This window comes from Bacillus sp. 105MF, from assembly GCF_000374885.1.
GTDB lineage: Bacteria > Bacillota > Bacilli > Bacillales > Bacillaceae_G > Bacillus_A > Bacillus_A pseudomycoides.
The window spans coordinates 26,162-47,514 of sequence record NZ_KB895592.1 but is presented as its reverse complement, the minus strand read 5'-3'; the positions used below and the strand labels follow the sequence as shown (position 1 = coordinate 47,514).

The following is a 21,353-nucleotide window of genomic DNA, read 5'->3' as shown; positions in this document are numbered from 1 at the left end:
GATCCCTGAAAGATGATCAGGTTGATAGGTTCGAGGTGGAAGCATGGTGACATGTGGAGCTGACGAATACTAATAGATCGAGGACTTAACCATATAATATGAAGCAAATGTTATCTAGTTTTGAAGGAATATACCTTCAATAGTTTGGTGATGATGGCAGAGAGGTCACACCCGTTCCCATACCGAACACGGAAGTTAAGCTCTCTAGCGCCGATGGTAGTTGGGACCTTGTCCCTGTGAGAGTAGGACGTCGCCAAGCAATTAAAGCACGAGTCAATTGACTCGTGCTTTTTTGTATATTTTTATTTGGTATTAATATGTACAAATAAAAATGAGAAGTTAATTCTGTTGTATAAAATATAAACGTAGTGATTAAAGAAAAGAAATTTTGGCTAGGATAGTGAGGAAGCAAAAGAGTTGCAAATTTCTTTAATACGTATATAATTAAAGTCAAAGATAGTCAAAGTCAATAAAGGTGGCGGATAAATGAGAAATATATCTGATATCATTGAGCAATTTCTAAAGCAAGTTATTGACTTAAGCAATAATAATGTGATTGAGATTAAGAGAAATGAGATTGCGGATCGATTTGATTGTGTTCCGTCTCAAATTAATTATGTAATCAATACTCGCTTTACGTTAGAAAGAGGATTTGTAGTTGAAAGTAAACGAGGCGGAGGAGGTTACATTCGCATTATCAAAGTCAAATTGCATGACGATATAGACATTATTGATCAAATGCTTCATATGATCGAGCATAGTATTGCGCAAGGGAATGCGGAAAGTATCATTATACGATTAGTGGAAGAAGATATTGTGACCAATCGGGAAGCAAAACTTATGCTGAGCGTATTAGATCGATCTGTATTATTAATGGATTTACCTTCTAGAGATGAACTTAGGGCTCGAATATTATGCGCAATGTTAAGGACACTGAAATATAAATAAATACAGCTTTTGTTAAGAAATGTTTTTAGCGGTAATTCATTTTATAGTGGGACTTTTTACAGACAAGATTAAATGAACAAAATAATCTAGTGGTGTATAAAAAGTATCATGAGGTAGATCGTTCCTATTGTAAAGGTGGGGATATAAGATGACTTGTCAAAATTGTAATATAAGACCAGCAGCACTACATTATACAAAAGTAATAAACGGACAAAAGACGGAAGTTCATCTTTGTGAGCAATGTGCAGAGCAAAATGGCTATACGTCTTTCTTTCAATCACCACAATCTAGTTTTTCCTTCCATGACTTACTAGCTGGATTGCTACATGGAGAACCATCAATGTTTGAAAACCAAGAGGATAGTTTTTCAGATGCAAGAGTATTACGATGTTCAACTTGTAATATGACATATAAACAATTTGCAAAAGTAGGTCGCTTTGGATGTGCTTCTTGTTATGAGACATTTAAGGAACAACTAAAGCCAATGTTGAAGCGGCTTCATGGTGGTCATACACATCATTGTGGAAAAATTCCCGAGCGTATGGGAGGAAATATTCATCTAAAGAAAGAATTAGATGAACTAAAATTAAAATTAAAGCAATGTGTACAGAAAGAAGAATTTGAAAAAGCAGCTCAAACGCGTGATCAAATCCGAAGTATTGAAAATCAGCTTAGTGAGCATAGAGGAGGGGAATAGTTCTATGTCACTGGATCGTATTATGAATGAAGCAATTAGTCCGTGGATGAGGGGAGATGGCCCCGATTCTGATATTGTTTTAAGTAGTCGTATTCGTTTGGCTCGTAATTTAAAAGATTATCATTTCCCTATTATACAAACTGATGAAGAAGCTAAGCAGATTACTAATTTATTTCAAAAGAAGTTTGTAAATCAGAAAGTGAAATCCCTCGGGAATTTTGAACTATTAAAAATGAATGAACTAAAACCGCTTCAGCGAAGAGTTTTAGTAGAAAAACATTTAATTAGTCCTAATCTTGCTGGAACGGAATTTGGTACTTGTCTACTATCAGAAAGTGAACATATAAGTGTGATGCTTAATGAAGAAGATCATGTGCGAATTCAATGTTTATTCTCAGGGCTGCAATTATCAGAAGCACTGCAAAGCGCAAACAAAATGGATACATGGATTGAAAAAGCAGTTGAATATGCTTTTGATGAATCGCTTGGCTATATTACCAGTTGCCCCACAAATGTTGGTACGGGGTTACGAGCTTCTGTAATGATGCATTTACCAGCACTTGTTTTGACGAAACGGATAAATCGTATTATACAAGCAATTCAACAATTAGGTTTAGTCGTAAGAGGAATATACGGTGAAGGTAGCGAAGCCTTAGGTAATATATTTCAAGTTTCTAATCAAATGACATTAGGAAAATCAGAAGAAGATATTATAGCAGATTTAGAGAGTGTTGTTCATCAGCTTATACAACAAGAGAGAGTAGCTCGAGAACTAATTATGAAAAATTCAAGTATTGAACTGGAAGACCGAGTATATCGTTCTTACGGTGTACTGGCTAATAGTCGATTAATTCAATCGGCAGAAGCTGCTACTTGTCTGTCAGATATGCGGTTAGGTATTGATCTTGATTATATAAAAAATATATCAAGAAATATTTTAACAGAGTTAATGGTACTAACTCAGCCAGGAATTTTACAGCAATACGCTGGAGGTCCTTTAAGCCCAGAAGAAAGGGATTATCGAAGGGCGACATTAATCCGTGAAAGACTACGAATTGAACAAAATTGAGCGCAAGTAGGAGGCGATTTCTATGATGTTTGGAAGATTTACAGAAAGAGCACAGAAAGTATTAGCTTTATCTCAAGAAGAAGCAATTCGCATTGGGCATAATAATATTGGTACAGAACATATTTTACTTGGGCTTGTACGCGAAGGGGAAGGAATTGCAGCTAAAGCGTTAATTGCTCTTGGGTTAAGTCCAGAGAAGGTACAAAAAGAGGTAGAGGCATTAATTGGTCGTGGAACAGAGATGTCTCAAACTGTTCATTATACACCGCGTGCCAAAAAAGTAATTGAGTTATCAATGGATGAGGCACGTAAGCTAGGTCATTCTTATGTTGGAACGGAACATATTTTACTAGGGTTGATCCGTGAAGGTGAAGGTGTTGCAGCGCGTGTTTTAAATAACTTAGGCGTAAGTTTAAACAAAGCAAGACAACAAGTATTGCAGCTCCTTGGAAGCAATGAAGCTACATCAGGCCATCAAGGTGGTGCATCAGCAAATGCAAATACACCAACGCTTGATAGTTTAGCGCGAGATTTGACAGTTGTTGCACGTGAAGGACGCTTAGATCCTGTTATTGGCCGTAGTAAAGAGATTCAACGTGTTATTGAAGTATTGAGCCGTAGAACTAAGAATAACCCAGTATTAATTGGAGAACCTGGGGTAGGTAAAACAGCAATTGCTGAAGGTCTAGCACAGCAAATTGTAAATAATGAAGTTCCAGAAACATTACGCGATAAGCGTGTTATGACGTTAGATATGGGTACAGTTGTTGCTGGCACGAAATACCGTGGTGAGTTTGAGGATCGTTTAAAGAAAGTGATGGATGAAATTCGCCAAGCTGGTAATATCATTCTATTTATTGATGAACTTCATACATTAATTGGTGCAGGTGGTGCAGAAGGTGCAATTGACGCATCCAATATTTTGAAACCATCATTAGCACGTGGTGAATTGCAATGTATTGGGGCGACAACATTAGATGAGTATCGTAAATACATTGAAAAAGATGCAGCACTAGAAAGACGTTTCCAACCAATTCATGTTGACGAGCCAAGCTTAGAAGAATCGATTCAAATTTTAAGAGGGTTACGCGATCGTTACGAGGCGCATCACCGCGTTTCCATTACAGATGATGCAATTGAAGCAGCTGTAAAACTTTCGGATCGTTATATTACAGATCGTTTCTTACCTGATAAAGCAATTGACTTAATCGATGAAGCAGCTTCAAAAGTACGCTTACGTTCTTATACAACACCACCAGATTTAAAAGAACTTGAAGTGAAACTTGAAGAAATTCGAAAAGAAAAGGATGCAGCCGTACAGAGCCAAGAATTTGAAAAGGCAGCTTCTTTACGAGATATGGAACAACGTTTACGTGAAAAATTAGAGGATACAAAACGTCAGTGGAAAGAGCAGCAAGGAAAAGAAAATTCAGAAGTAACAGTAGAAGACATTGCAAATGTTGTTTCTACGTGGACGCGTATTCCGGTTTCTAAACTTGCACAAACAGAGACAAATAAATTATTGAATCTAGAATCCATTTTACATGACCGTGTAATTGGCCAAGATGAAGCTGTTGTCGCAGTAGCGAAAGCAGTGCGCCGCGCAAGAGCGGGTTTAAAAGATCCGAAACGCCCAATTGGTTCATTTATTTTCTTAGGACCGACTGGTGTAGGTAAAACGGAGCTTGCGCGTGCATTAGCAGAATCTATGTTTGGTGATGAAGATGCAATGATTCGTATTGATATGTCTGAGTATATGGAGAAACATTCTACTTCTCGCTTAGTGGGGTCTCCCCCAGGATATGTGGGATATGAAGAAGGCGGCCAATTAACAGAAAAAGTTCGTCGCAAACCATATTCTGTCGTGCTGCTAGATGAAGTAGAGAAGGCACATCCAGATGTATTTAACATTTTACTGCAAGTGCTAGAAGATGGGCGTTTAACAGACTCTAAAGGGCGTACAGTTGATTTCCGAAATACAATTGTTATTATGACATCTAACGTTGGTGCCGAAGCATTAAAACGTAATAAACATCTCGGTTTTAACGTACAAGATGAGAGTCGTGATTATTCAGATATGAAGGGTAAAGTAATGGATGAATTGAAAAAAGCATTTCGTCCAGAGTTCTTAAACCGTATTGATGAAATCATTGTTTTCCATATGCTTGAGAAAAAACATATTCAAGAAATTGTAACGCTTATGGTTAATCAATTAGTAAATCGGTTAAAAGAACAAGAGATTGAATTAGAGTTAACAAGTACAGCAATTGAATCGATTGCTGATAAAGGATTCGATCGTGAGTATGGTGCTCGTCCACTTCGTCGAGCAATCCAAAAACATGTGGAAGATCGATTGTCAGAAGAACTTCTAAAAGGAGCAATTGAGAAAGGTCAAAAAGTTGTCTTTGACGCCGAAGGGGAATCATTTGTCATTCGCAGTGCAGAAAAGGTAAAATAAGTATAGACAAACAAGGAGGGCTAAATAATAGCCCTCTTTCTTGTACGAGAAGGATGTATGTTTATAGATGAAAGTGAAGTGAAGTAAAAACAAGATGGCTAAAAAGAAAACGAAATTTATATGTCAAGAATGTGGTTATCAGTCACCAAAATATATGGGTAAGTGCCCTGGATGTGGGCAATGGAATACGCTTGTCGAAGAGATGGAACAAGTTGTATCATCGCGTCGCATCAACTATGCAAATGCGATTCAAACGGAAGTAACAAAGCCAAGGCGTCTTACAGAAGTAGAAACAAAGTCAGAGGCACGGATTGAAACAAAATTTCAAGAATTTAATCGTGTACTCGGTGGAGGAATTGTTGACGGTTCCCTCGTACTTATTGGAGGAGATCCTGGAATTGGAAAATCAACCTTACTACTACAAATATCATCGCAATTAGCAGATTCTTCGTATGATGTATTGTATATATCTGGTGAAGAATCAGCAAAACAAATTAAACTTCGTGCAGATCGTCTACATGTAAATGGAAGCAACTTATTTGTTGTTTCGGAAACAGATTTACAGCGAATTGCGGCACATATCGATGAAATGAACCCTTCCTTTGTTGTCATTGATTCCATTCAAACTATTTATTTGCCAGAAGTAACCTCAGCACCAGGTAGTGTTTCACAAGTACGTGAATGTACAGCGGAACTGATGAAACTTGCAAAAACGAAAGGAATTCCAATTTTTATCGTAGGACATGTAACGAAAGAAGGGGCAATTGCAGGACCGCGTATGTTAGAACATATGGTGGATGCGGTTCTTTATTTTGAAGGAGACCGTCATCATACATATCGTATTTTGCGAGCGGTTAAAAATCGCTTTGGTTCTACAAATGAGATGGGTATTTTTGAAATGAAGGAACTCGGTCTTGCAGAAGTATTAAATCCTTCTGAAATTTTTCTAGAGGAAAGACCTGTTGGAGTTGCTGGCTCTACAGTTGTTGCTTCTATGGAAGGGACAAGGCCTGTTTTAGTAGAAATACAGGCATTAATTTCTCCTACTAGTTTTGGAAATCCACGAAGAATGGCTACAGGGATTGATCATAATCGTGTATCACTTATTATGGCAGTGCTAGAAAAAAGAGCAGGTTTATTATTGCAAAATCAAGATGCGTATTTAAAGGTTGCTGGAGGATTGAGATTGGATGAACCAGCAATTGATTTGGCAGTGGCTTTAAGTATTGCATCGAGTTTTCGAGATAAGTCAACTGCCCCGACCGATGCGGTAATAGGAGAAGTTGGGTTAACTGGAGAAGTAAGAAGGGTATCGAGAATTGAACAACGAGTACAAGAAGCGGCTAAATTAGGATTTCAGCGTGCCATCATCCCGCAAAAAAATTTAGGGGGTTGGACAATTCCTGAGGGGATTGAAGTAGTTGGTGTTTCTAATTTAGGAGAGGCGCTTCGTTTGACATTAGGAGGCTAGGCTATGGAAGAAAACAAGCAACGTGTCAAAAGTATGATTAATATTTTGCAGCTTGTTGCACCAGGGACACCTTTGCGAGAAGGCATAGATAATGTACTTCGTGCGCAAACAGGTGGCTTAATTGTCCTTGGGTATAATGATCAAATTAAAAGCATTGTTGATGGAGGATTTCACATTAATTGTGCATTCTCTCCCGCTAGTTTATACGAACTAGCAAAAATGGATGGAGCTCTTATTTTAAATGAGACGGGAAGTAAAATTTTAATTGCAAATGCACAGTTAGTTCCCGAGTCATCTATTGATTCCATTGAAACAGGAATGCGTCATCGCACAGCAGAACGTGTGGCGAAGCAAACAGGAAGTCTTGTTGTTGCTATTTCACAAAGACGTAACGTAATTACGCTATATCAGGGAGGTTTACGTTATACACTAAAAGACATAGGCGTTATTTTAACAAAGGCAAATCAGGCTATTCAAACTTTAGAAAAATATAAAGCAGTATGGAATGATGGTATTACGAACTTGGGTATTCTAGAATTTGAGGAAGTTGTTACGATGTCTGAAGTGGTCCACGTCCTACATAGTGTCGAGATGGTACTCCGTATTAAGAATGAAATTCTAAGTTATATTCATGAATTAGGAACAGAAGGTAGACTTATTCGTTTACAGCTTACTGAGCTGTTGGCTGATTTGGAAGCAGAGGCAGCATTATTAATTAAAGACTACTATCAAGAAAAGACGCAGGATCACTATCAAATTTTAAAAAAATTACAGGAACTTGCAAATGCACAGCTTTTAGAAGATAGTGATTTAGTGAAATTGCTTGGTTACCCAGGGCAAATGAGTTTAGAGGAAAGTGTTACACCGAGAGGATATAGGATTACAAGTAAAATTTCTCGGGTACCACCTCTTATTATTGAAAATTTGATCAATCGATTTAAAACATTGCAAGGCGTTTGTCGTGCAAGTATTAATGAGTTAGATGATGTAGAAGGAATTGGAGAAGTTCGGGCGAAAAAAATACGAGAAGGTTTAAAACGAATCCAAGAGCATTTATATATGAGTAGACACAATTAAGAATATTACATTGATTTCATAATATAACGACACTAGCACATTTTTGGTATATGATATGATATATTGGTAAATAAACCAATTTATAAAAAGACACGTCCGCTTTTGCATTCGGCGTTTTGATTAGCAAAACAATGGTTAATAATGAGTAGGAGGTGGTTGGATGTTAAAACGGATCGTACAGCTCTTCGTTTTAGTAATCGGAGGAGCGTTAGGGATTTATTTAATCCCGAAAGTTATTAATGTATTGGACATGGGTGCAATCCCGTTACTGGAGGGCTCATATGTTCGTGCAATTATTGGTGCAATTATTTTATTTTTAACAACATTTTGGCTCGTAGATTATATTGTTCAGCTTATTAAACATATTGAGGAAGCTCTTGTAAAGGCGCCTGTAACAGATGTTTTATTTGGCACGCTAGGATTAATCTCAGGTCTTATTGTTGCGTATTTAATTTTGATACCAATTCGTGAATTTACAATTCCAGTCATTAGTACTGTATTGCAAATCTTCTTTACACTTCTACTTGGTTACTTAGGATTCCAGGTAGGATTTAAAAAGAGAAATGAATTGTTAGGATTATTTACACTACCACAACGCGGTGGCAAGAAGAAAAATAACAATAGTGATAATGAAGAGGCTGAAACGGAAACAGGAGTAGAGGAATCTTTTTCGCATTGGAAAATTCTTGATACTAGTGTAATTATTGATGGACGTATTGCTGATATTTGTCAAACGAAATTCCTAGAAGGAACGATTGTCATTCCTCAGTTTGTATTAGAGGAGTTGCAACATATTGCTGATTCTTCGGATGCATTAAAGCGTAATCGAGGACGTAGAGGATTAGATATTTTAAACCGTATTCAAAAAGAGATGCCAATTCCAGTAGAGATTTATGAAGGCGATTTCGAAGATATTCAAGAAGTGGACAGCAAGCTTGTGAAATTAGCGAAAGTAACTGGTGGTACTGTTGTCACAAATGATTTTAACTTAAATAAAGTTTCTGAACTACAAGGAGTAACAGTTCTAAACATTAATGATTTAGCAAATGCAATTAAGCCAGTTGTACTTCCCGGTGAAGAACTAAGCGTTTATGTTGTCAAAGATGGAAAAGAGCAAAATCAAGGTGTTGCTTATTTAGATGATGGTACGATGATTGTAGTAGAAGATGGTCGAGAATATGTTGGTTCACAACTTGATGTACTCGTTACAAGTGTACTACAAACATCTGCTGGTCGTATGATTTTTGCAAAGCGAAAATTACTAGAAAAAGCATTATAAGTAGAGGATTATTAGCATGTATACATTAATTATTCCGGCCGCGGGCCGAGGAAAGCGAATGGGTGCTGGTAAAAATAAATTATTTTTGCTTATTAATGAAGTGCCTATTATTGTGCATACATTACGTGTTTTTGAAAAAGATGAAGCATGTAAAAATATTATTATGGCAATTAATGAAGAAGAACGTTCCTATTTTGAAGGGTTAATACAGAGATATCCGATTCAAAAGAGTGTGAAGTTTATCCAAGGTGGGGCTGAAAGACAAGATAGTGTATATAATGCACTTCAATATGTGAAACAAACCGAGTATGTTCTCGTACATGATGGAGCACGTCCGTTTGTAACGAATAAAATGACCCGTGATGTATTGATTGCAGCGAAGCAGAAAGGTGCTTCGATTTGCGCGGTACCTGTAAAGGACACAGTAAAACGGGTAGAACAAAATACAGTTGTTGAAACAGTTGAACGTTCTCAGTTGAGAGCCGTACAAACACCTCAAGGATTTTCTGTTCCACTTTTACTAGAAGCGCATCAAAGTGCAAAACAGGGATGTTTCCTTGGTACAGATGATGCAAGTCTTGTAGAACGTATTGGTAAGGAAGTGGGCGTAGTAGAGGGTAGTTATTACAATATTAAAGTGACAACGCCAGAAGATTTATTAATTGCTGAAAGTTTCTTGCGTGTTCAGAAGGGGTAGTAGAAAGAATATAAAGAAAAGCCCGGTTACTGCCGGGCTTTTCTTTATAGGTGCATAGATATAATATAGAATCATAACGTTCAGTAGTTTAGCTTGAGGAGGATGTAAAATGTTTCGAATTGGACAAGGTTTTGATGTACATGAATTTGCAGAAGGTAGACCGTTAATTATCGGTGGAATTACGATTCCGCATGAAAAAGGTTTGTTAGGTCACTCAGATGCAGATGTACTTTTACATACAATTGCTGATGCATGTTTAGGAGCAATTGCTGCAGGTGACATCGGAAAACATTTTCCAGATACAGATCCTGCCTTTAAGGATGCAGATTCAGCGGTGTTATTGCAAAAAGTTTGGGAGTTTGTGCGTGAACAAGGGTATGAGTTAGGTAATTTAGATTGTACAATTATTGCGCAGAAGCCGAAAATGGCACCACATATTGAAAATATGCGTAAGCGTATTAGTGAGTTATTAGAAACTTCTATAGGCAATATTAATGTGAAGGCAACAACAACTGAAAAATTAGGATTTACAGGAAGAGAAGAAGGGATTGCTTCTCAAGCAGTTGTATTATTACAGAAAAAATAGTTGTTTTTGATTCGTAAGATGGATAATCAGATTTTTTTGGTGTACAATTATAGAATGTGTTGACATTAAGAATGGAAGGTGTACCAATTATGGAAAAGCAAGTGAGAGTACGCTATGCGCCAAGTCCAACAGGACACTTACATATCGGAAATGCGCGTACGGCATTATTTAATTATTTATTTGCTCGTCATCAAGATGGCAAGTTTATTATTCGTATTGAAGATACTGATGTAAAACGTAATGTTGCTGGTGGTGAAGAAAGCCAATTAAAATACTTGAAATGGCTCGGTATGGACTGGGATGAAGGTGTTGATGTTGGTGGTGAATATGGACCATATCGTCAAACAGAACGTTTAGATATTTATAAAAAGTTATATGAAGATTTGCTAGAACGTGGTTTAGCTTATAAATGTTACATGACAGAAGAGGAATTAGAAGCAGAGCGTGAAGGACAAATTGCTCGTGGTGAAACACCTCGTTATGCAGGTAATCACCGTGATTTAACAGAAGAACAAATCAAGCAATTTGAAGCAGAAGGCCGCATTCCAAGTATTCGTTTCCGTGTACCGGCTGACCGCGACTACACGTTTAAGGATGTCGTAAAAGATGAAGTTGCTTTCCATTCAAATGACTTTGGTGATTTCGTTATTGTGAAAAAAGATGGTATTCCAACTTATAATTTTGCAGTAGCGGTAGATGATCATTTAATGGAAATCACACATGTTCTTCGTGGCGATGACCATATCTCTAACACACCGAAACAAATGATGATTTATGAAGCATTTGGATGGGATATCCCACAATTCGGTCATATGACATTAATCGTAAATGAGAGCCGTAAAAAATTAAGTAAACGTGATGAATCTATTATTCAATTTATTGAACAATATCAAGCGCTTGGATATCTTCCAGAAGCGATTTTTAACTTTATCGCATTACTTGGTTGGTCACCAGTAGGGGAGGAAGAAATCTTCTCTAAAGATGAGTTTATTGAAATGTTTGATGCGGCACGTTTATCAAAATCACCTGCATTATTCGATTCTCAAAAACTAAAATGGATGAACAATCAATATATGAAAAAGCAAGACCTAGATGCTGTTGTTGCATTAAGCTTACCGCATTTAGTGAAAGCTGGTCGTGTAAGTGAAAACTTAAGCGAACAAGAACAGGTTTGGGTTCGTGGTGTAATTGCTTTATACCATGAACAAATGAGCTTTGGAGCTGAAATTGTAGAGCTTTCTGAAATGTTCTTCAAAGATCATGTAGACTATGAAGAAGAAGGACAAGAAGTATTAAAAGGTGAACAAGTACCTGAAGTACTTCGTGCATTTGCAGCAGGATTAGAAGCTTTAGATGAAGTAGAACCAGCAGCAATCAAGAAGGCAATTAAAGCTGTTCAAAAAGAAACAGGTCATAAAGGCAAAAATTTATTTATGCCAATTCGTGTTGCAACTACGGGTCAAACACATGGCCCAGAACTTCCAAACGCAATTGCACTTCTTGGAAAAGAAAAAGTTTTAAATCGTATTCGTAAAGTAATTGGTTAACATTTGACGAATTTAGAAATATAATAAGAATACTTAAAAACCTAATAAGGAAAAGCGACGAGAAGGAGAAGTAGAAAATCAGGCTTTTTACAGAGAGAACCACCTTTTGGCTGGAAGTGGTTTATAAGTGGATTTTTGAAATGCCCCTTCGAGTCTTCTGCTGAACAACGAAGAGTTTCGGGACGTCATAAGGACGCAAAGTAAGCAGAAGCGGTATAAACCGTTATCATGGATGAGTTTGAGGCTTTATTTGAGCCTAAACAGAGTGGAACCGCGCTTATAAGGCGCCTCTGTCAATATGACAGAGGCGTCTTTTTTTATACCATGTAAATAGGTATGGATATAAGTTTTTGTACAGATGGATAAAGACTAGGTAACAAACAAGGAAGTTAGCGATAAAGTGAACCTTTAATCAGTGGGGCTTCATTCCTCACTAATTATTAGCCTTCACCAATTGGGCCTTTACGGGTAATTCATCTCCAATCTAACTTCTTTTCTTTCACTGAATGATGAGGTGGAGGTAATACTGTCCACCAATAGCGGGGGAATCAGTTCACTCGGAATAGTAGTCCATAAAGGGGAGGGGACATCGATGTTTAAGAGGCTTCGAGAAGATATTGAAGTCGTTTTTGAACAGGATCCAGCGGCGCGAAGTTATTTCGAAGTCATTTTAACTTACTCCGGATTACATGCAGTTTGGGCACACCGAATTGCACACGCCTTTTATAAACGAAATTTTTTCTTTATTGCGCGTTGGATTTCACAAGTTAGTCGTTTTTTTACTGGTATCGAGATTCATCCAGGAGCCACAATTGGTCGCCGCTTTTTTATTGACCATGGTATGGGAGTTGTTATTGGGGAGACATGTGAAATTGGAGACAATGTAACCATTTATCAAGGAGTTACATTAGGTGGTACAGGGAAAGAAAAAGGAAAAAGGCATCCAACAATTCAAGATAATGTACTTATTGCAACTGGTGCGAAAGTACTCGGATCCATTACGGTTGGAGAGAATTCCAAAATTGGTGCAGGGTCCGTTGTGTTGAAAGAAGTTCCTGCGCATTCGACAGTTGTAGGTATACCTGGTCGTGTCGTAATTCAGAATGGAGTAAAGGTAGGTCAGGAATTAAACCATTCGGATCTTCCGGATCCAATTTTCGATAAATTGAAAGTGATGGAAGCTGAGCTTGAGAAATTAAAAAAGCAACTTGAAGTAAAAGTGGAAAGGAAGGATGAAAATGACTATTCACATTTATAATACGTTAACGCGTCAGAAAGAGGAGTTTGTTCCTTTAGAAGAAAATAAAGTGAAGATGTATGTATGCGGGCCGACAGTATACAACTATATTCATATTGGAAATGCAAGACCGCCTATGGTATTTGATACAGTGCGTCGCTACTTAGAATATAAAGGGTATGATGTACAATATGTTTCTAATTTTACGGATGTAGATGATAAATTAATTAAAGCAGCAAATGAGCTAGGAGAGGACGTTCCAACAATTGCAGATCGCTTTGTTGAAGCGTATTTTGAAGATGTAACTGCATTAGGTTGCAAGCACGCTACAGTTCACCCTCGTGTAACAGAAAATATGGATATCATTATTGAGTTTATTGAGGAACTTGTGAAAAAAGGATATGCATATGAATCAGAAGGAGATGTTTATTACAAAACGAAAGAATTTGAAGGCTACGGCAAATTGTCTCATCAACCAATTGCAGATTTACGTCATGGTGCACGTATTGAAGTTGGAGAAAAGAAACAAGATCCACTTGACTTTGCATTATGGAAAGCTGCGAAAGAAGGAGAGATCTTCTGGGAGAGCCCTTGGGGGAAAGGTCGTCCGGGATGGCATATTGAATGCTCTGCAATGGCACGGAAATATTTAGGAGATACAATCGATATTCACGCTGGTGGTCAAGATTTAGCGTTCCCACATCATGAAAATGAGATTGCACAATCAGAAGCTTTGACTGGAAAAACATTTGCACGTTACTGGATGCATAATGGATATATTAATATTAACAATGAAAAAATGTCTAAATCATTAGGGAACTTCATTTTAGTTCACGATATTATTAAGCAATATAATCCGCAATTAATTCGCTTCTTTATGCTATCGGTTCACTATCGTCATCCAATTAACTTTAGTGAAGAATTATTACAGAATACGAATAATGGGTTAGAGCGTATTAAAACGGCATACGGTAATTTAAAACATCGCATGGAAAGCAGTACGGATTTAACGGATCATAACGAGAAGTGGTTAGCTGAAATGAAGAAATTCCAAGTTGCATTTGAAGCAGCGATGGATGATGATTTTAATACAGCAAACGCAGTAACAGAATTATATAACTTAGCAAACCATGCAAATCAATATTTACTAGAAGAACATACATCAAAAGCTGTGCTTGAGGCGTATGTAAAACAGTTTGAAACATTATTTGGCATCTTAGGATTAGAATTAACAAAAGAAGAATTACTTGATGAAGAGATTGAAGTGTTAATTCAAAAACGTATTGAAGCTCGTAAAAATCGTGATTTCGCATTATCAGATCAAATTCGCGATGATTTAAAAGAGCGCAATATTATTTTAGAAGATACAGCACAAGGTACAAGATGGAAAAGAGGATAAGCATGATTGATGCAAAGCAATTGAACAGCTTAGCGTTAGCCTATATGGGTGATGCGGTATATGAACAATATATCCGCTATCACCTCCTTCAAAAAGGAACAGTTCGTCCCAATCAACTACATCGTTTAGGGACAAGCTTTGTTTCAGCAAAGGCGCAGGCGAAAGTTGTTTATCATTTTTTAGAGACAGCATTTCTAACAGAGGAAGAAGAAGCGGTACTAAGAAGAGGACGTAATGCGAATTCTGGTACTGTTCCAAAAAATACGGATGTACAAACGTATCGCCATAGTACGGCCTTCGAGGCATTGCTCGGCTATCATTATTTATTGAACAATCGTGAACGATTAGAAGAGCTTGTATATAAAGCAATTGATGTATTAGAGGTAAAAGAAGGAGGCGCATCAACATGAGTAGTGAATACATTATCGGCCGTAACCCTGTAATTGAAGCGTTACGATCAGGGCGAGATATTAATAAGATTTGGATTGCAGAAGGTGCTGCCAAGGGACAAGTGCAAATTGTATTAGCGTTAGCGAAAGAGAATAAAATTATTTTACAGCATGCACCAAAGAAAAAATTAGATCAGCTTGTTGAAGGAAATCATCAAGGGGTGATTGCGCAAGTTGCGGCATATCAGTATGCGGAATTAGAAGATTTATTTGAGGTAGCTGCTAAGCGTAACGAAGATCCGTTCTTCTTAATTCTTGATGAAATTGAAGACCCACATAACCTAGGATCTATTATGCGTACAGCAGATGCAACGGGAGCGCATGGGATTATTATTCCAAAGCGCCGAGCAGTTGGGTTAACGGCATCGGTTGCAAAGGCTTCAACAGGGGCAATTGAATACATTCCAGTTGCTCGTGTGACAAATTTATCACGAACAATTGATGAGTTAAAGGAACGTGGTCTTTGGATTGCGGGCACAGATGCAAAAGGGAAAACAGATTATCGCAACTTAGATGGCAATATGCCGATTGGGTTAGTAATTGGTAGTGAAGGGAAAGGTATGAGCCGTATTATTGGTGAAAAGTGTGATTTCCTTATTCATTTACCGATGGTTGGTAAAGTTACATCCTTAAATGCTTCAGTAGCTGCTAGTCTGCTAATGTACGAGGTATATCGCAAACGTCACCAAATTGGTGAGTAAAAATGGACGATATTTTAATCGTTGACGGTTATAACGTTATTGGGGCTTGGAGAGACTTGAAAAAATTGAGGGATGTAGACTTACAGGCATCAAGGGACGCGCTAATTGATAAGATGGCGGATTATCAGGGCTATACAGGAACAAGAGTAATGATTGTATTTGATGCTTATACAGTTCAAGGTATTGAGAAGAAGATGAAGCAATCGCGTGTTGAAGTTATTTTCACAAGGAGAAATCAAACTGCTGATGAAAAAATTGAACAGCTCGCGATTGAGCTTCGTAACATTAATACACAAATTTATGTTGCAACTTCCGATTATACAGAACAGTGGGTTATTTTTGCGCAAGGAGCACTTAGGAAATCAGCCCGTGAACTAGAGATAGAAGTACAGGCGGTGGAACGACAAGTGCGCCATCAAACGCGAGAGGTAAAAGATAAACAACCAGCTATGCGAACGATATTTAGCAAGGATATTACAGAAAAGTTAGAAAAATTAAGGCGAGGAGAGCGTTGAACCATTGACGCTCTTCAAGCGCTTACTGTATAATATTTCTAAATAAATAGCGGTCGGAGGGATCAGAGTGGAAACAGGCTTCGTAAGTACCAACAACGTTACGTTTCGCGATTTAGAGGATGAGGCAATAGTTGAGTTAGTTCGAAAAGGTAATATTGATGCTCTTGAATATTTAATTCACAAGTACAAGAACTTTGTTCGCGCAAAATCAAGATCGTATTTTTTAGTAGGTGCCGATCGGGAAGATATTGTTCAAGAAGGTATGATTGGATTGTTTAAAGCTATTCGTGATTATAAAGAGGACAAGCTCTCTTCTTTTAAAGCGTTTGCTGAATTATGTATTACTCGTCAAATTATTACTGCTATTAAGACAGCAACGAGACAAAAACATATTCCTTTAAATTCATATGTTTCTTTAGACAAACCGATTTACGATGAGGAATCTGATCGTACGCTATTAGATGTTATTTCAGAAGCAAAGGTAACTGATCCTGAAGAGATGATTATTAGCCAGGAAGAATATACCGACATAGAACTAAAAATATCTGAATTATTAAGCGATTTAGAAAGGAAAGTCCTTTCTTTATACTTAGATGGTCGCTCTTATCAAGAAATCTCAGAACAGCTAAATAGACACGTAAAGTCTATTGATAACGCCCTGCAGCGTGTGAAAAGAAAACTTGAACGATATATGGAAATGAGAGAAAATACAACTTTAAACTCATAGTATATGTCGCAGGAGGTAAAGTGATTCTCCTGTTTTCTTTTTGTAAGGTAGTAAGCGGCATGTCATTGACATTGTCTTTTATTGTATGATACATTTTTAGGGACATAATGTTACAAGGTTGGTGTAACAAATGAGGAAAAAAGTTGTACTCTCATGTGAAGAGTGTAAGAATCGAAACTACTCCACAATGAAAGATACGAGCTCAGTAGAGCGACTTGAGATAAAGAAGTTTTGTAAAACATGCAATATGCATACAGTTCATAAGGAAACAAAATAAATAATCGAAACAATACACTGGAGGTCCCGTAAATGCGTTTGACGAACTTTTTCGGCGATGTAGGTCGCGAAATGAAAAAAGTAAGTTGGCCTAAGAAAGATGAATTACTCCGTTCAACAGCTACTGTTATTGCGACAGTTGTGTTTTTTGCAGTTTTCTTTGCAGTAGTTGACATGGGTATTTCTTCTTTAATTCGGTTAATTCTTGGTTAGTTCTTGAATAAGAAGCACTTATCCATGATATAATGTTATTTATACGAACTGTGTAAAAGCCCGATGAACGGGTTTTTTCATTTGCACAAAAAAATGTACGTCAGGGAGGGAAGGACGCTCGTCCTAAATGAATGGAAAAAAGTTGGTATGTTGTCCATACTTATTCTGGATATGAAAATAAAGTAAAAGCAAACCTAGAGAAACGTGTAGAATCAATGGGAATGCAAGATAAAATTTTCCGTGTTGTTGTTCCGGAAGAAGTAGAAGTAGAAATGAAAAACGGAAAAGAAAAGTTAACAAAAAGAAAAGTATTCCCAGGTTATGTATTAGTTGAACTAATTATGACTGATGATTCTTGGTATGTTGTTCGTAATACACCAGGCGTAACAGGTTTTGTTGGATCTTCTGGGTCAGGTTCAAAGCCATCTCCTTTATTAGAAGAGGAAGTTGTTACCATTATGAAGCATATGGGAATGGACAATGAAGTGGTTGATTTTGACTTTGAACTTCATGAAACAGTGCGTGTAAATGAAGGGCCATTCGCGAACTATACAGGCGCAATCGAAGAGATTGATATGGAAAAACAAAAAGTAAGAGTGCTTGTAGACATGTTTGGTCGTGAAACACCGGTCGAGCTGGATTTCCATCAAATTGAAAAATTATAAAATGAAACTTGAAATGAATTGTAAAAAGTGATAATATCTTTTAAGTCAGTACGTCTTCGGTAACGGAGACGTTTTTTGAAAAGATTTTATCGTACAGATAAAATAAAAGTGGGAGGGCAAATCACTGCCCAATTGACCACATCACGGACTTAAGGAGGTGTGTCTCGTGGCTAAAAAGGTAATTAAAATGGTAAAACTTCAAATTCCTGCAGGTAAAGCTAACCCAGCTCCACCAGTTGGTCCAGCATTAGGACAAGCGGGTGTTAATATCATGGGCTTCTGTAAAGAGTTCAACGCTCGTACAGCAGATCAAGCTGGTCTTATCATTCCTGTTGAAATTACGGTATTCGAAGACCGTTCATTCACTTTCATTACTAAAACTCCTCCTGCTGCTGTTCTTCTTAAGAAAGTAGCTGGTATCGAGTCTGGTTCTGGTGAACCAAACCGTAATAAAGTGGCAACTGTTAAGCGTGATAAAGTTCGCGAAATCGCTGAAACTAAAATGCCTGACCTAAACGCTGCTAGTGTAGAAGCTGCAATGCGTATGGTTGAAGGTACTGCACGCAGTATGGGCATCGTAATCGAAGACTAATTCGATTTGTTTTTTTGTAAAAAAGGTTGCGGGTCTGGAATTCCAATTCGCAACCTTTATTATCGTAAATGAGTATCGTTTTTAAATAAATGGATGGGCGCACATCCTCGGGGGTTCCCGGAATGAAGGCGTAAACGTGGGAGGTTATTCCGCTAAAACCACATTCAAGGAGGAAATAAACATGGCTAAAAGAGGTAAAAAGTACGTAGAAGCTGCGAAGCTTGTTGATCGTGCAACTGCTTACTCTGCAACAGAAGCAGTAGAATTAGTAAAGAAAACAAACACAGCTAAATTTGATGCAACTGTAGAAGCTGCATTTCGTTTAGGTGTTGACCCTAAGAAAGCTGACCAACAAATTCGTGGTGCAGTTGTTCTTCCACACGGTACTGGTAAAGTTCAACGTGTATTAGTATTCGCTAAAGGCGAAAAAGCAAAAGAAGCTGAAGCTGCTGGCGCTGACTTCGTAGGTGATACTGATTACATCGGCAAAATCCAACAAGGTTGGTTCGATTTCGATGTAGTAGTAGCAACTCCTGACATGATGGGTGAAGTTGGTAAACTTGGTCGTGTATTAGGACCTAAAGGTTTAATGCCGAACCCTAAAACTGGAACAGTTACTTTCGATGTAACAAAAGCTGTTAACGAAATCAAAGCTGGTAAAGTTGAATACCGCGTTGATAAAGCTGGTAACATCCATGTTCCAATCGGTAAAGTATCTTTCGAAGATGCTAAACTAGTAGAAAACTTCAAAACAATTGCTGACACGCTGTTAAAAGCTAAACCAGCTGCTGCAAAAGGTACTTACATGAAGAACGCAACTGTTGCTTCTACAATGGGACCTGGCGTACGTGTAGACGTTTCTACAATCGCGTAAAAATTGGAAGTTGACTTCATAAAGAAGTTTTAATATAATCATTTATGTTGTGAATTTAAATAGTGTACCGTAGACAGTGGGTGCCAACTTGGCTTAATTTCCCACCTAGGTGTTAATATACGAAACGGAATTTTTTCTGTGACTATATGCCTCCATGTCTACAATTGGGCATGGGGGTTTTTTAGTGCACTGTCGGTACATCTTCTATATAATCTACAGGAGGTGTAATAACATGAGCAAAGCAATCGAAACTAAACAACAAGTTGTAACTGAAATCGCTGAAAAACTTCGCGAAAGTAAATCTACAATCGTTGTTGACTACCGTGGTTTAACAGTTGCTGAAGCAACAGAATTACGTAAAAACTTACGTGAAGCTGGCGTTGAGTTCAAAGTTTACAAAAACTCTTTAACTCGTCGTGCTGCAGAATCTGTTGAAATGGCTGAGTTAAACGAATTCTTAACAGGACCAAACGCAATCGCGTTCAGTAACGAGGATGTAGTTGCTCCTGCGAAAGTATTAAACGACTTCGCTAAAGATCATGAAGCTTTAGAAATTAAAGCGGGCGTAATCGAAGGTAAACTTGTAACACTTGATGAGGTTAAAGCTATCGCTACTCTTCCATCTCGTGAAGGCTTACTTTCTATGCTTCTTAGCGTTCTTCAAGCTCCAATCCGTAACCTTGCACTTGCTACTAAAGCAGTTGCAGATCAAAAGGAAGAGCAAGGCGCTTAATTTTTTAAAAGATAATTACGTGTTATCGATAAAACAATACAAACCTATCTAAGGGAGGATATTTACAATGACTAAAGAACAAATCATTGAAGCAGTTAAATCTATGACTGTATTAGAACTTAACGACTTAGTAAAAGCTATCGAGGAAGAATTCGGCGTAACTGCTGCTGCTCCTGTAGCTGTTGTTGGTGGCGCTGGTGAAGCTGCTGCTGAGAAAACTGAATTTGACGTAGTACTTGAAAGTGCTGGCGCGCAAAAAATCAAAGTTATCAAAGTTGTTCGTGAAATCACTGGTCTTGGCTTAAAAGAAGCTAAAGAATTAGTTGACAACACACCAAAAGCAATCAAAGAAGGCGCTTCTAAAGAAGAAGCTGAAGAAATGAAAGCTAAACTTGAAGAAGTTGGCGCTGCTGTAGAAGTTAAGTAATTAACTTTTGAAGCTTAAAAAAAGCTCGCTCTTATGCGGGCTTTTTTTTTAACTGTAAAGAAAAGAGGTGGCCATATGGCAGACCATTATTTTTCTAATGACCCTTCGAGCAAAAGTGATCGTAAACGATGGGAATATACATTGCGAGGATCTCAATTTGCTTTTTTATCTGATCATGGGGTGTTTTCGAAAAACGAGGTGGACTTTGGTTCTCGTCTTTTAATTGAAGCGTTTCAAATGCCGGATATTAAAGGTGACGTATTAGACGTGGGATGTGGATACGGTCCAATCGGTTTGTCGTTAGCGAAAGAGTTTCAAGAGCGTAGTGTTCACATGGTGGATGTGAACGAAAGGGCACTTGGACTTGCAAAAGAAAATGCTGCTAATAACAAAGTTGAAAACGTTCGTATTTTTCAAAGTAGTGTCTATGAAAATGTAGATGGCAAGTATGCTGCTATTCTATCTAATCCTCCAATTCGTGCTGGTAAGCATATCGTGCATGAGATTTTAGAAAAAGCTGCCATTCATCTAGTGTCGGGTGGAGAGCTTTGGATTGTTATTCAAAAGAAACAAGGTGCACCATCTGCGCTTAAAAAACTAGAGGAAACATTTTCTGAAGTTGAAGTTGTAGAAAAGAAAAAAGGATATTATATCATAAAATCAAAAAAACGTTGACGGTTATTTTTGGCTATGTTAACATTATACAATGCCAATAT

The 21,353-nt window shown here is 37.7% G+C and carries 24 protein-coding genes, 2 rRNA genes and 2 other annotated features; all 26 genes read left to right on the top strand.

The features are described from left to right. Nucleotides 1-93: ribosomal RNA gene (locus C564_RS0125920) — 23S ribosomal RNA — on the top strand; the annotation flags it as partial. Nucleotides 94-143: 50 nt separating this feature from the next. Next, nucleotides 144-259 (top strand): 5S ribosomal RNA (rrf, locus tag C564_RS0125915). 227 nt (nt 260-486) lie between these two features. Further along, a complete protein-coding gene (locus tag C564_RS0125910) occupies nt 487-948 on the top strand; it encodes a CtsR family transcriptional regulator (protein WP_003194296.1) in 462 nt (153 codons plus the stop codon). A 148-nt stretch (nt 949-1,096) separates the two neighbouring features. Further along, the gene (locus tag C564_RS0125905; RefSeq protein WP_003194299.1) at nt 1,097-1,645 is read left to right on the top strand and encodes a UvrB/UvrC motif-containing protein; all 549 of its coding nucleotides are present in this window, start codon (nt 1,097-1,099) and stop codon (nt 1,643-1,645) included. A gap of 4 nt (nt 1,646-1,649) precedes the next feature. Continuing rightward, on the top strand, nt 1,650-2,714 hold the full coding sequence (locus C564_RS0125900; RefSeq protein WP_003194301.1) for a protein arginine kinase: 1,065 nt from the start codon (nt 1,650-1,652) through the stop codon (nt 2,712-2,714). 22 nt (nt 2,715-2,736) lie between these two features. Further along, nucleotides 2,737-5,172, top strand: a complete 2,436-nt coding sequence (gene clpC / locus C564_RS0125895) for an ATP-dependent protease ATP-binding subunit ClpC (RefSeq protein ID WP_003194302.1) — start codon at nt 2,737-2,739, stop codon at nt 5,170-5,172. 94 nt (nt 5,173-5,266) lie between these two features. Then, a complete protein-coding gene (gene radA / locus C564_RS0125890) occupies nt 5,267-6,643 on the top strand; it encodes a DNA repair protein RadA (RefSeq protein WP_003194303.1) in 1,377 nt (458 codons plus the stop codon). A gap of 3 nt (nt 6,644-6,646) precedes the next feature. Beyond that, on the top strand, nt 6,647-7,720 hold the full coding sequence (disA, locus tag C564_RS0125885) for a DNA integrity scanning diadenylate cyclase DisA (RefSeq protein WP_003194305.1): 1,074 nt from the start codon (nt 6,647-6,649) through the stop codon (nt 7,718-7,720). A gap of 160 nt (nt 7,721-7,880) precedes the next feature. Further along, nucleotides 7,881-8,999: a PIN/TRAM domain-containing protein gene (locus C564_RS0125880; protein WP_003194307.1), complete on the top strand. Its 1,119-nt coding sequence runs from the start codon at nt 7,881-7,883 to the stop codon at nt 8,997-8,999. Nucleotides 9,000-9,015: 16 nt separating this feature from the next. Next, complete coding sequence (gene ispD / locus C564_RS0125875) at nt 9,016-9,696, top strand: 2-C-methyl-D-erythritol 4-phosphate cytidylyltransferase (RefSeq protein ID WP_003194309.1); 681 nt, start codon at nt 9,016-9,018, stop codon at nt 9,694-9,696. Nucleotides 9,697-9,805: 109 nt separating this feature from the next. Next, nucleotides 9,806-10,282 (top strand): 2-C-methyl-D-erythritol 2,4-cyclodiphosphate synthase, encoded by a 477-nt coding sequence (gene ispF / locus C564_RS0125870; RefSeq protein ID WP_003205484.1) that lies wholly within the window; start codon nt 9,806-9,808, stop codon nt 10,280-10,282. An 89-nt stretch (nt 10,283-10,371) separates the two neighbouring features. Then, nucleotides 10,372-11,829, top strand: coding sequence for a glutamate--tRNA ligase (gene gltX / locus C564_RS0125865; protein WP_018767352.1), 1,458 nt, complete (start codon nt 10,372-10,374; stop codon nt 11,827-11,829). Between the two features lie 48 nt (nt 11,830-11,877). Continuing rightward, nucleotides 11,878-12,124, top strand: a binding site (T-box leader). Between the two features lie 297 nt (nt 12,125-12,421). Next, on the top strand, nt 12,422-13,087 hold the full coding sequence (gene cysE, locus C564_RS0125860) for a serine O-acetyltransferase (RefSeq protein ID WP_003194315.1): 666 nt from the start codon (nt 12,422-12,424) through the stop codon (nt 13,085-13,087). Then, the gene (gene cysS / locus C564_RS0125855) at nt 13,068-14,465 is read left to right on the top strand and encodes a cysteine--tRNA ligase (protein ID WP_018767351.1); all 1,398 of its coding nucleotides are present in this window, start codon (nt 13,068-13,070) and stop codon (nt 14,463-14,465) included. Before cysE ends, cysS begins: the two co-directional genes overlap by 20 nt. 2 nt (nt 14,466-14,467) lie before the next feature. Next, entirely contained in the window at nt 14,468-14,875 is a 408-nt protein-coding gene (locus C564_RS0125850) for a Mini-ribonuclease 3 (protein ID WP_003205491.1), read from the top strand. After that, nucleotides 14,872-15,615: a 23S rRNA (guanosine(2251)-2'-O)-methyltransferase RlmB gene (gene rlmB, locus C564_RS0125845; RefSeq protein WP_003194319.1), complete on the top strand. Its 744-nt coding sequence runs from the start codon at nt 14,872-14,874 to the stop codon at nt 15,613-15,615. The genes C564_RS0125850 and rlmB overlap by 4 nt, the downstream gene beginning before the upstream one ends. Before the next feature lie 2 nt (nt 15,616-15,617). Continuing rightward, entirely contained in the window at nt 15,618-16,130 is a 513-nt protein-coding gene (locus tag C564_RS0125840) for an NYN domain-containing protein (protein WP_018767350.1), read from the top strand. A gap of 67 nt (nt 16,131-16,197) precedes the next feature. Beyond that, nucleotides 16,198-16,857, top strand: coding sequence for an RNA polymerase sporulation sigma factor SigH (locus tag C564_RS0125835; protein WP_003194323.1), 660 nt, complete (start codon nt 16,198-16,200; stop codon nt 16,855-16,857). 130 nt (nt 16,858-16,987) lie between these two features. Further along, nucleotides 16,988-17,134: a 50S ribosomal protein L33 gene (rpmG, locus tag C564_RS35440; RefSeq protein ID WP_002055487.1), complete on the top strand. Its 147-nt coding sequence runs from the start codon at nt 16,988-16,990 to the stop codon at nt 17,132-17,134. Between the two features lie 32 nt (nt 17,135-17,166). After that, a complete protein-coding gene (gene secE / locus C564_RS0125830) occupies nt 17,167-17,346 on the top strand; it encodes a preprotein translocase subunit SecE (protein ID WP_003194325.1) in 180 nt (59 codons plus the stop codon). A gap of 131 nt (nt 17,347-17,477) precedes the next feature. Continuing rightward, nucleotides 17,478-18,011, top strand: a complete 534-nt coding sequence (nusG, locus tag C564_RS0125825; RefSeq protein ID WP_000415795.1) for a transcription termination/antitermination protein NusG — start codon at nt 17,478-17,480, stop codon at nt 18,009-18,011. A 166-nt stretch (nt 18,012-18,177) separates the two neighbouring features. After that, entirely contained in the window at nt 18,178-18,603 is a 426-nt protein-coding gene (gene rplK, locus C564_RS0125820) for a 50S ribosomal protein L11 (protein ID WP_001085872.1), read from the top strand. A 181-nt stretch (nt 18,604-18,784) separates the two neighbouring features. Beyond that, on the top strand, nt 18,785-19,477 hold the full coding sequence (rplA, locus tag C564_RS0125815; protein WP_003205496.1) for a 50S ribosomal protein L1: 693 nt from the start codon (nt 18,785-18,787) through the stop codon (nt 19,475-19,477). Between the two features lie 49 nt (nt 19,478-19,526). Beyond that, nucleotides 19,527-19,669 (top strand) — a sequence feature (ribosomal protein L10 leader region). Between the two features lie 40 nt (nt 19,670-19,709). Then, the gene (rplJ, locus tag C564_RS0125810; protein WP_006093114.1) at nt 19,710-20,210 is read left to right on the top strand and encodes a 50S ribosomal protein L10; all 501 of its coding nucleotides are present in this window, start codon (nt 19,710-19,712) and stop codon (nt 20,208-20,210) included. 67 nt (nt 20,211-20,277) lie between these two features. Next, entirely contained in the window at nt 20,278-20,637 is a 360-nt protein-coding gene (gene rplL, locus C564_RS0125805) for a 50S ribosomal protein L7/L12 (protein WP_006093113.1), read from the top strand. A 75-nt stretch (nt 20,638-20,712) separates the two neighbouring features. Continuing rightward, on the top strand, nt 20,713-21,312 hold the full coding sequence (locus C564_RS0125800) for a class I SAM-dependent methyltransferase (RefSeq protein WP_018767349.1): 600 nt from the start codon (nt 20,713-20,715) through the stop codon (nt 21,310-21,312). Nucleotides 21,313-21,353: the final 41 nt, after the last annotated feature.

What these genes read in the sequence shown, in the direction of transcription:
- C564_RS0125910 (WP_003194296.1), top strand. Translation starts at nt 487, where the DNA reads ATGAGAAATATATCTGATATCATTGAGCAATTTCTAAAGCAAGTTATT.
- C564_RS0125905 (WP_003194299.1), top strand. Translation starts at nt 1,097, where the DNA reads ATGACTTGTCAAAATTGTAATATAAGACCAGCAGCACTACATTATACA.
- C564_RS0125900 (WP_003194301.1), top strand. Translation starts at nt 1,650, where the DNA reads ATGTCACTGGATCGTATTATGAATGAAGCAATTAGTCCGTGGATGAGG.
- clpC (WP_003194302.1), top strand. Translation starts at nt 2,737, where the DNA reads ATGATGTTTGGAAGATTTACAGAAAGAGCACAGAAAGTATTAGCTTTA.
- radA (WP_003194303.1), top strand. Translation starts at nt 5,267, where the DNA reads ATGGCTAAAAAGAAAACGAAATTTATATGTCAAGAATGTGGTTATCAG.
- disA (WP_003194305.1), top strand. Translation starts at nt 6,647, where the DNA reads ATGGAAGAAAACAAGCAACGTGTCAAAAGTATGATTAATATTTTGCAG.
- C564_RS0125880 (WP_003194307.1), top strand. Translation starts at nt 7,881, where the DNA reads ATGTTAAAACGGATCGTACAGCTCTTCGTTTTAGTAATCGGAGGAGCG.
- ispD (WP_003194309.1), top strand. Translation starts at nt 9,016, where the DNA reads ATGTATACATTAATTATTCCGGCCGCGGGCCGAGGAAAGCGAATGGGT.
- ispF (WP_003205484.1), top strand. Translation starts at nt 9,806, where the DNA reads ATGTTTCGAATTGGACAAGGTTTTGATGTACATGAATTTGCAGAAGGT.
- gltX (WP_018767352.1), top strand. Translation starts at nt 10,372, where the DNA reads ATGGAAAAGCAAGTGAGAGTACGCTATGCGCCAAGTCCAACAGGACAC.
- cysE (WP_003194315.1), top strand. Translation starts at nt 12,422, where the DNA reads ATGTTTAAGAGGCTTCGAGAAGATATTGAAGTCGTTTTTGAACAGGAT.
- cysS (WP_018767351.1), top strand. Translation starts at nt 13,068, where the DNA reads ATGACTATTCACATTTATAATACGTTAACGCGTCAGAAAGAGGAGTTT.
- C564_RS0125850 (WP_003205491.1), top strand. Translation starts at nt 14,468, where the DNA reads ATGATTGATGCAAAGCAATTGAACAGCTTAGCGTTAGCCTATATGGGT.
- rlmB (WP_003194319.1), top strand. Translation starts at nt 14,872, where the DNA reads ATGAGTAGTGAATACATTATCGGCCGTAACCCTGTAATTGAAGCGTTA.
- C564_RS0125840 (WP_018767350.1), top strand. Translation starts at nt 15,618, where the DNA reads ATGGACGATATTTTAATCGTTGACGGTTATAACGTTATTGGGGCTTGG.
- rpmG (WP_002055487.1), top strand. Translation starts at nt 16,988, where the DNA reads ATGAGGAAAAAAGTTGTACTCTCATGTGAAGAGTGTAAGAATCGAAAC.
- secE (WP_003194325.1), top strand. Translation starts at nt 17,167, where the DNA reads ATGCGTTTGACGAACTTTTTCGGCGATGTAGGTCGCGAAATGAAAAAA.
- nusG (WP_000415795.1), top strand. Translation starts at nt 17,478, where the DNA reads ATGGAAAAAAGTTGGTATGTTGTCCATACTTATTCTGGATATGAAAAT.
- rplA (WP_003205496.1), top strand. Translation starts at nt 18,785, where the DNA reads ATGGCTAAAAGAGGTAAAAAGTACGTAGAAGCTGCGAAGCTTGTTGAT.
- rplJ (WP_006093114.1), top strand. Translation starts at nt 19,710, where the DNA reads ATGAGCAAAGCAATCGAAACTAAACAACAAGTTGTAACTGAAATCGCT.
- rplL (WP_006093113.1), top strand. Translation starts at nt 20,278, where the DNA reads ATGACTAAAGAACAAATCATTGAAGCAGTTAAATCTATGACTGTATTA.
- C564_RS0125800 (WP_018767349.1), top strand. Translation starts at nt 20,713, where the DNA reads ATGGCAGACCATTATTTTTCTAATGACCCTTCGAGCAAAAGTGATCGT.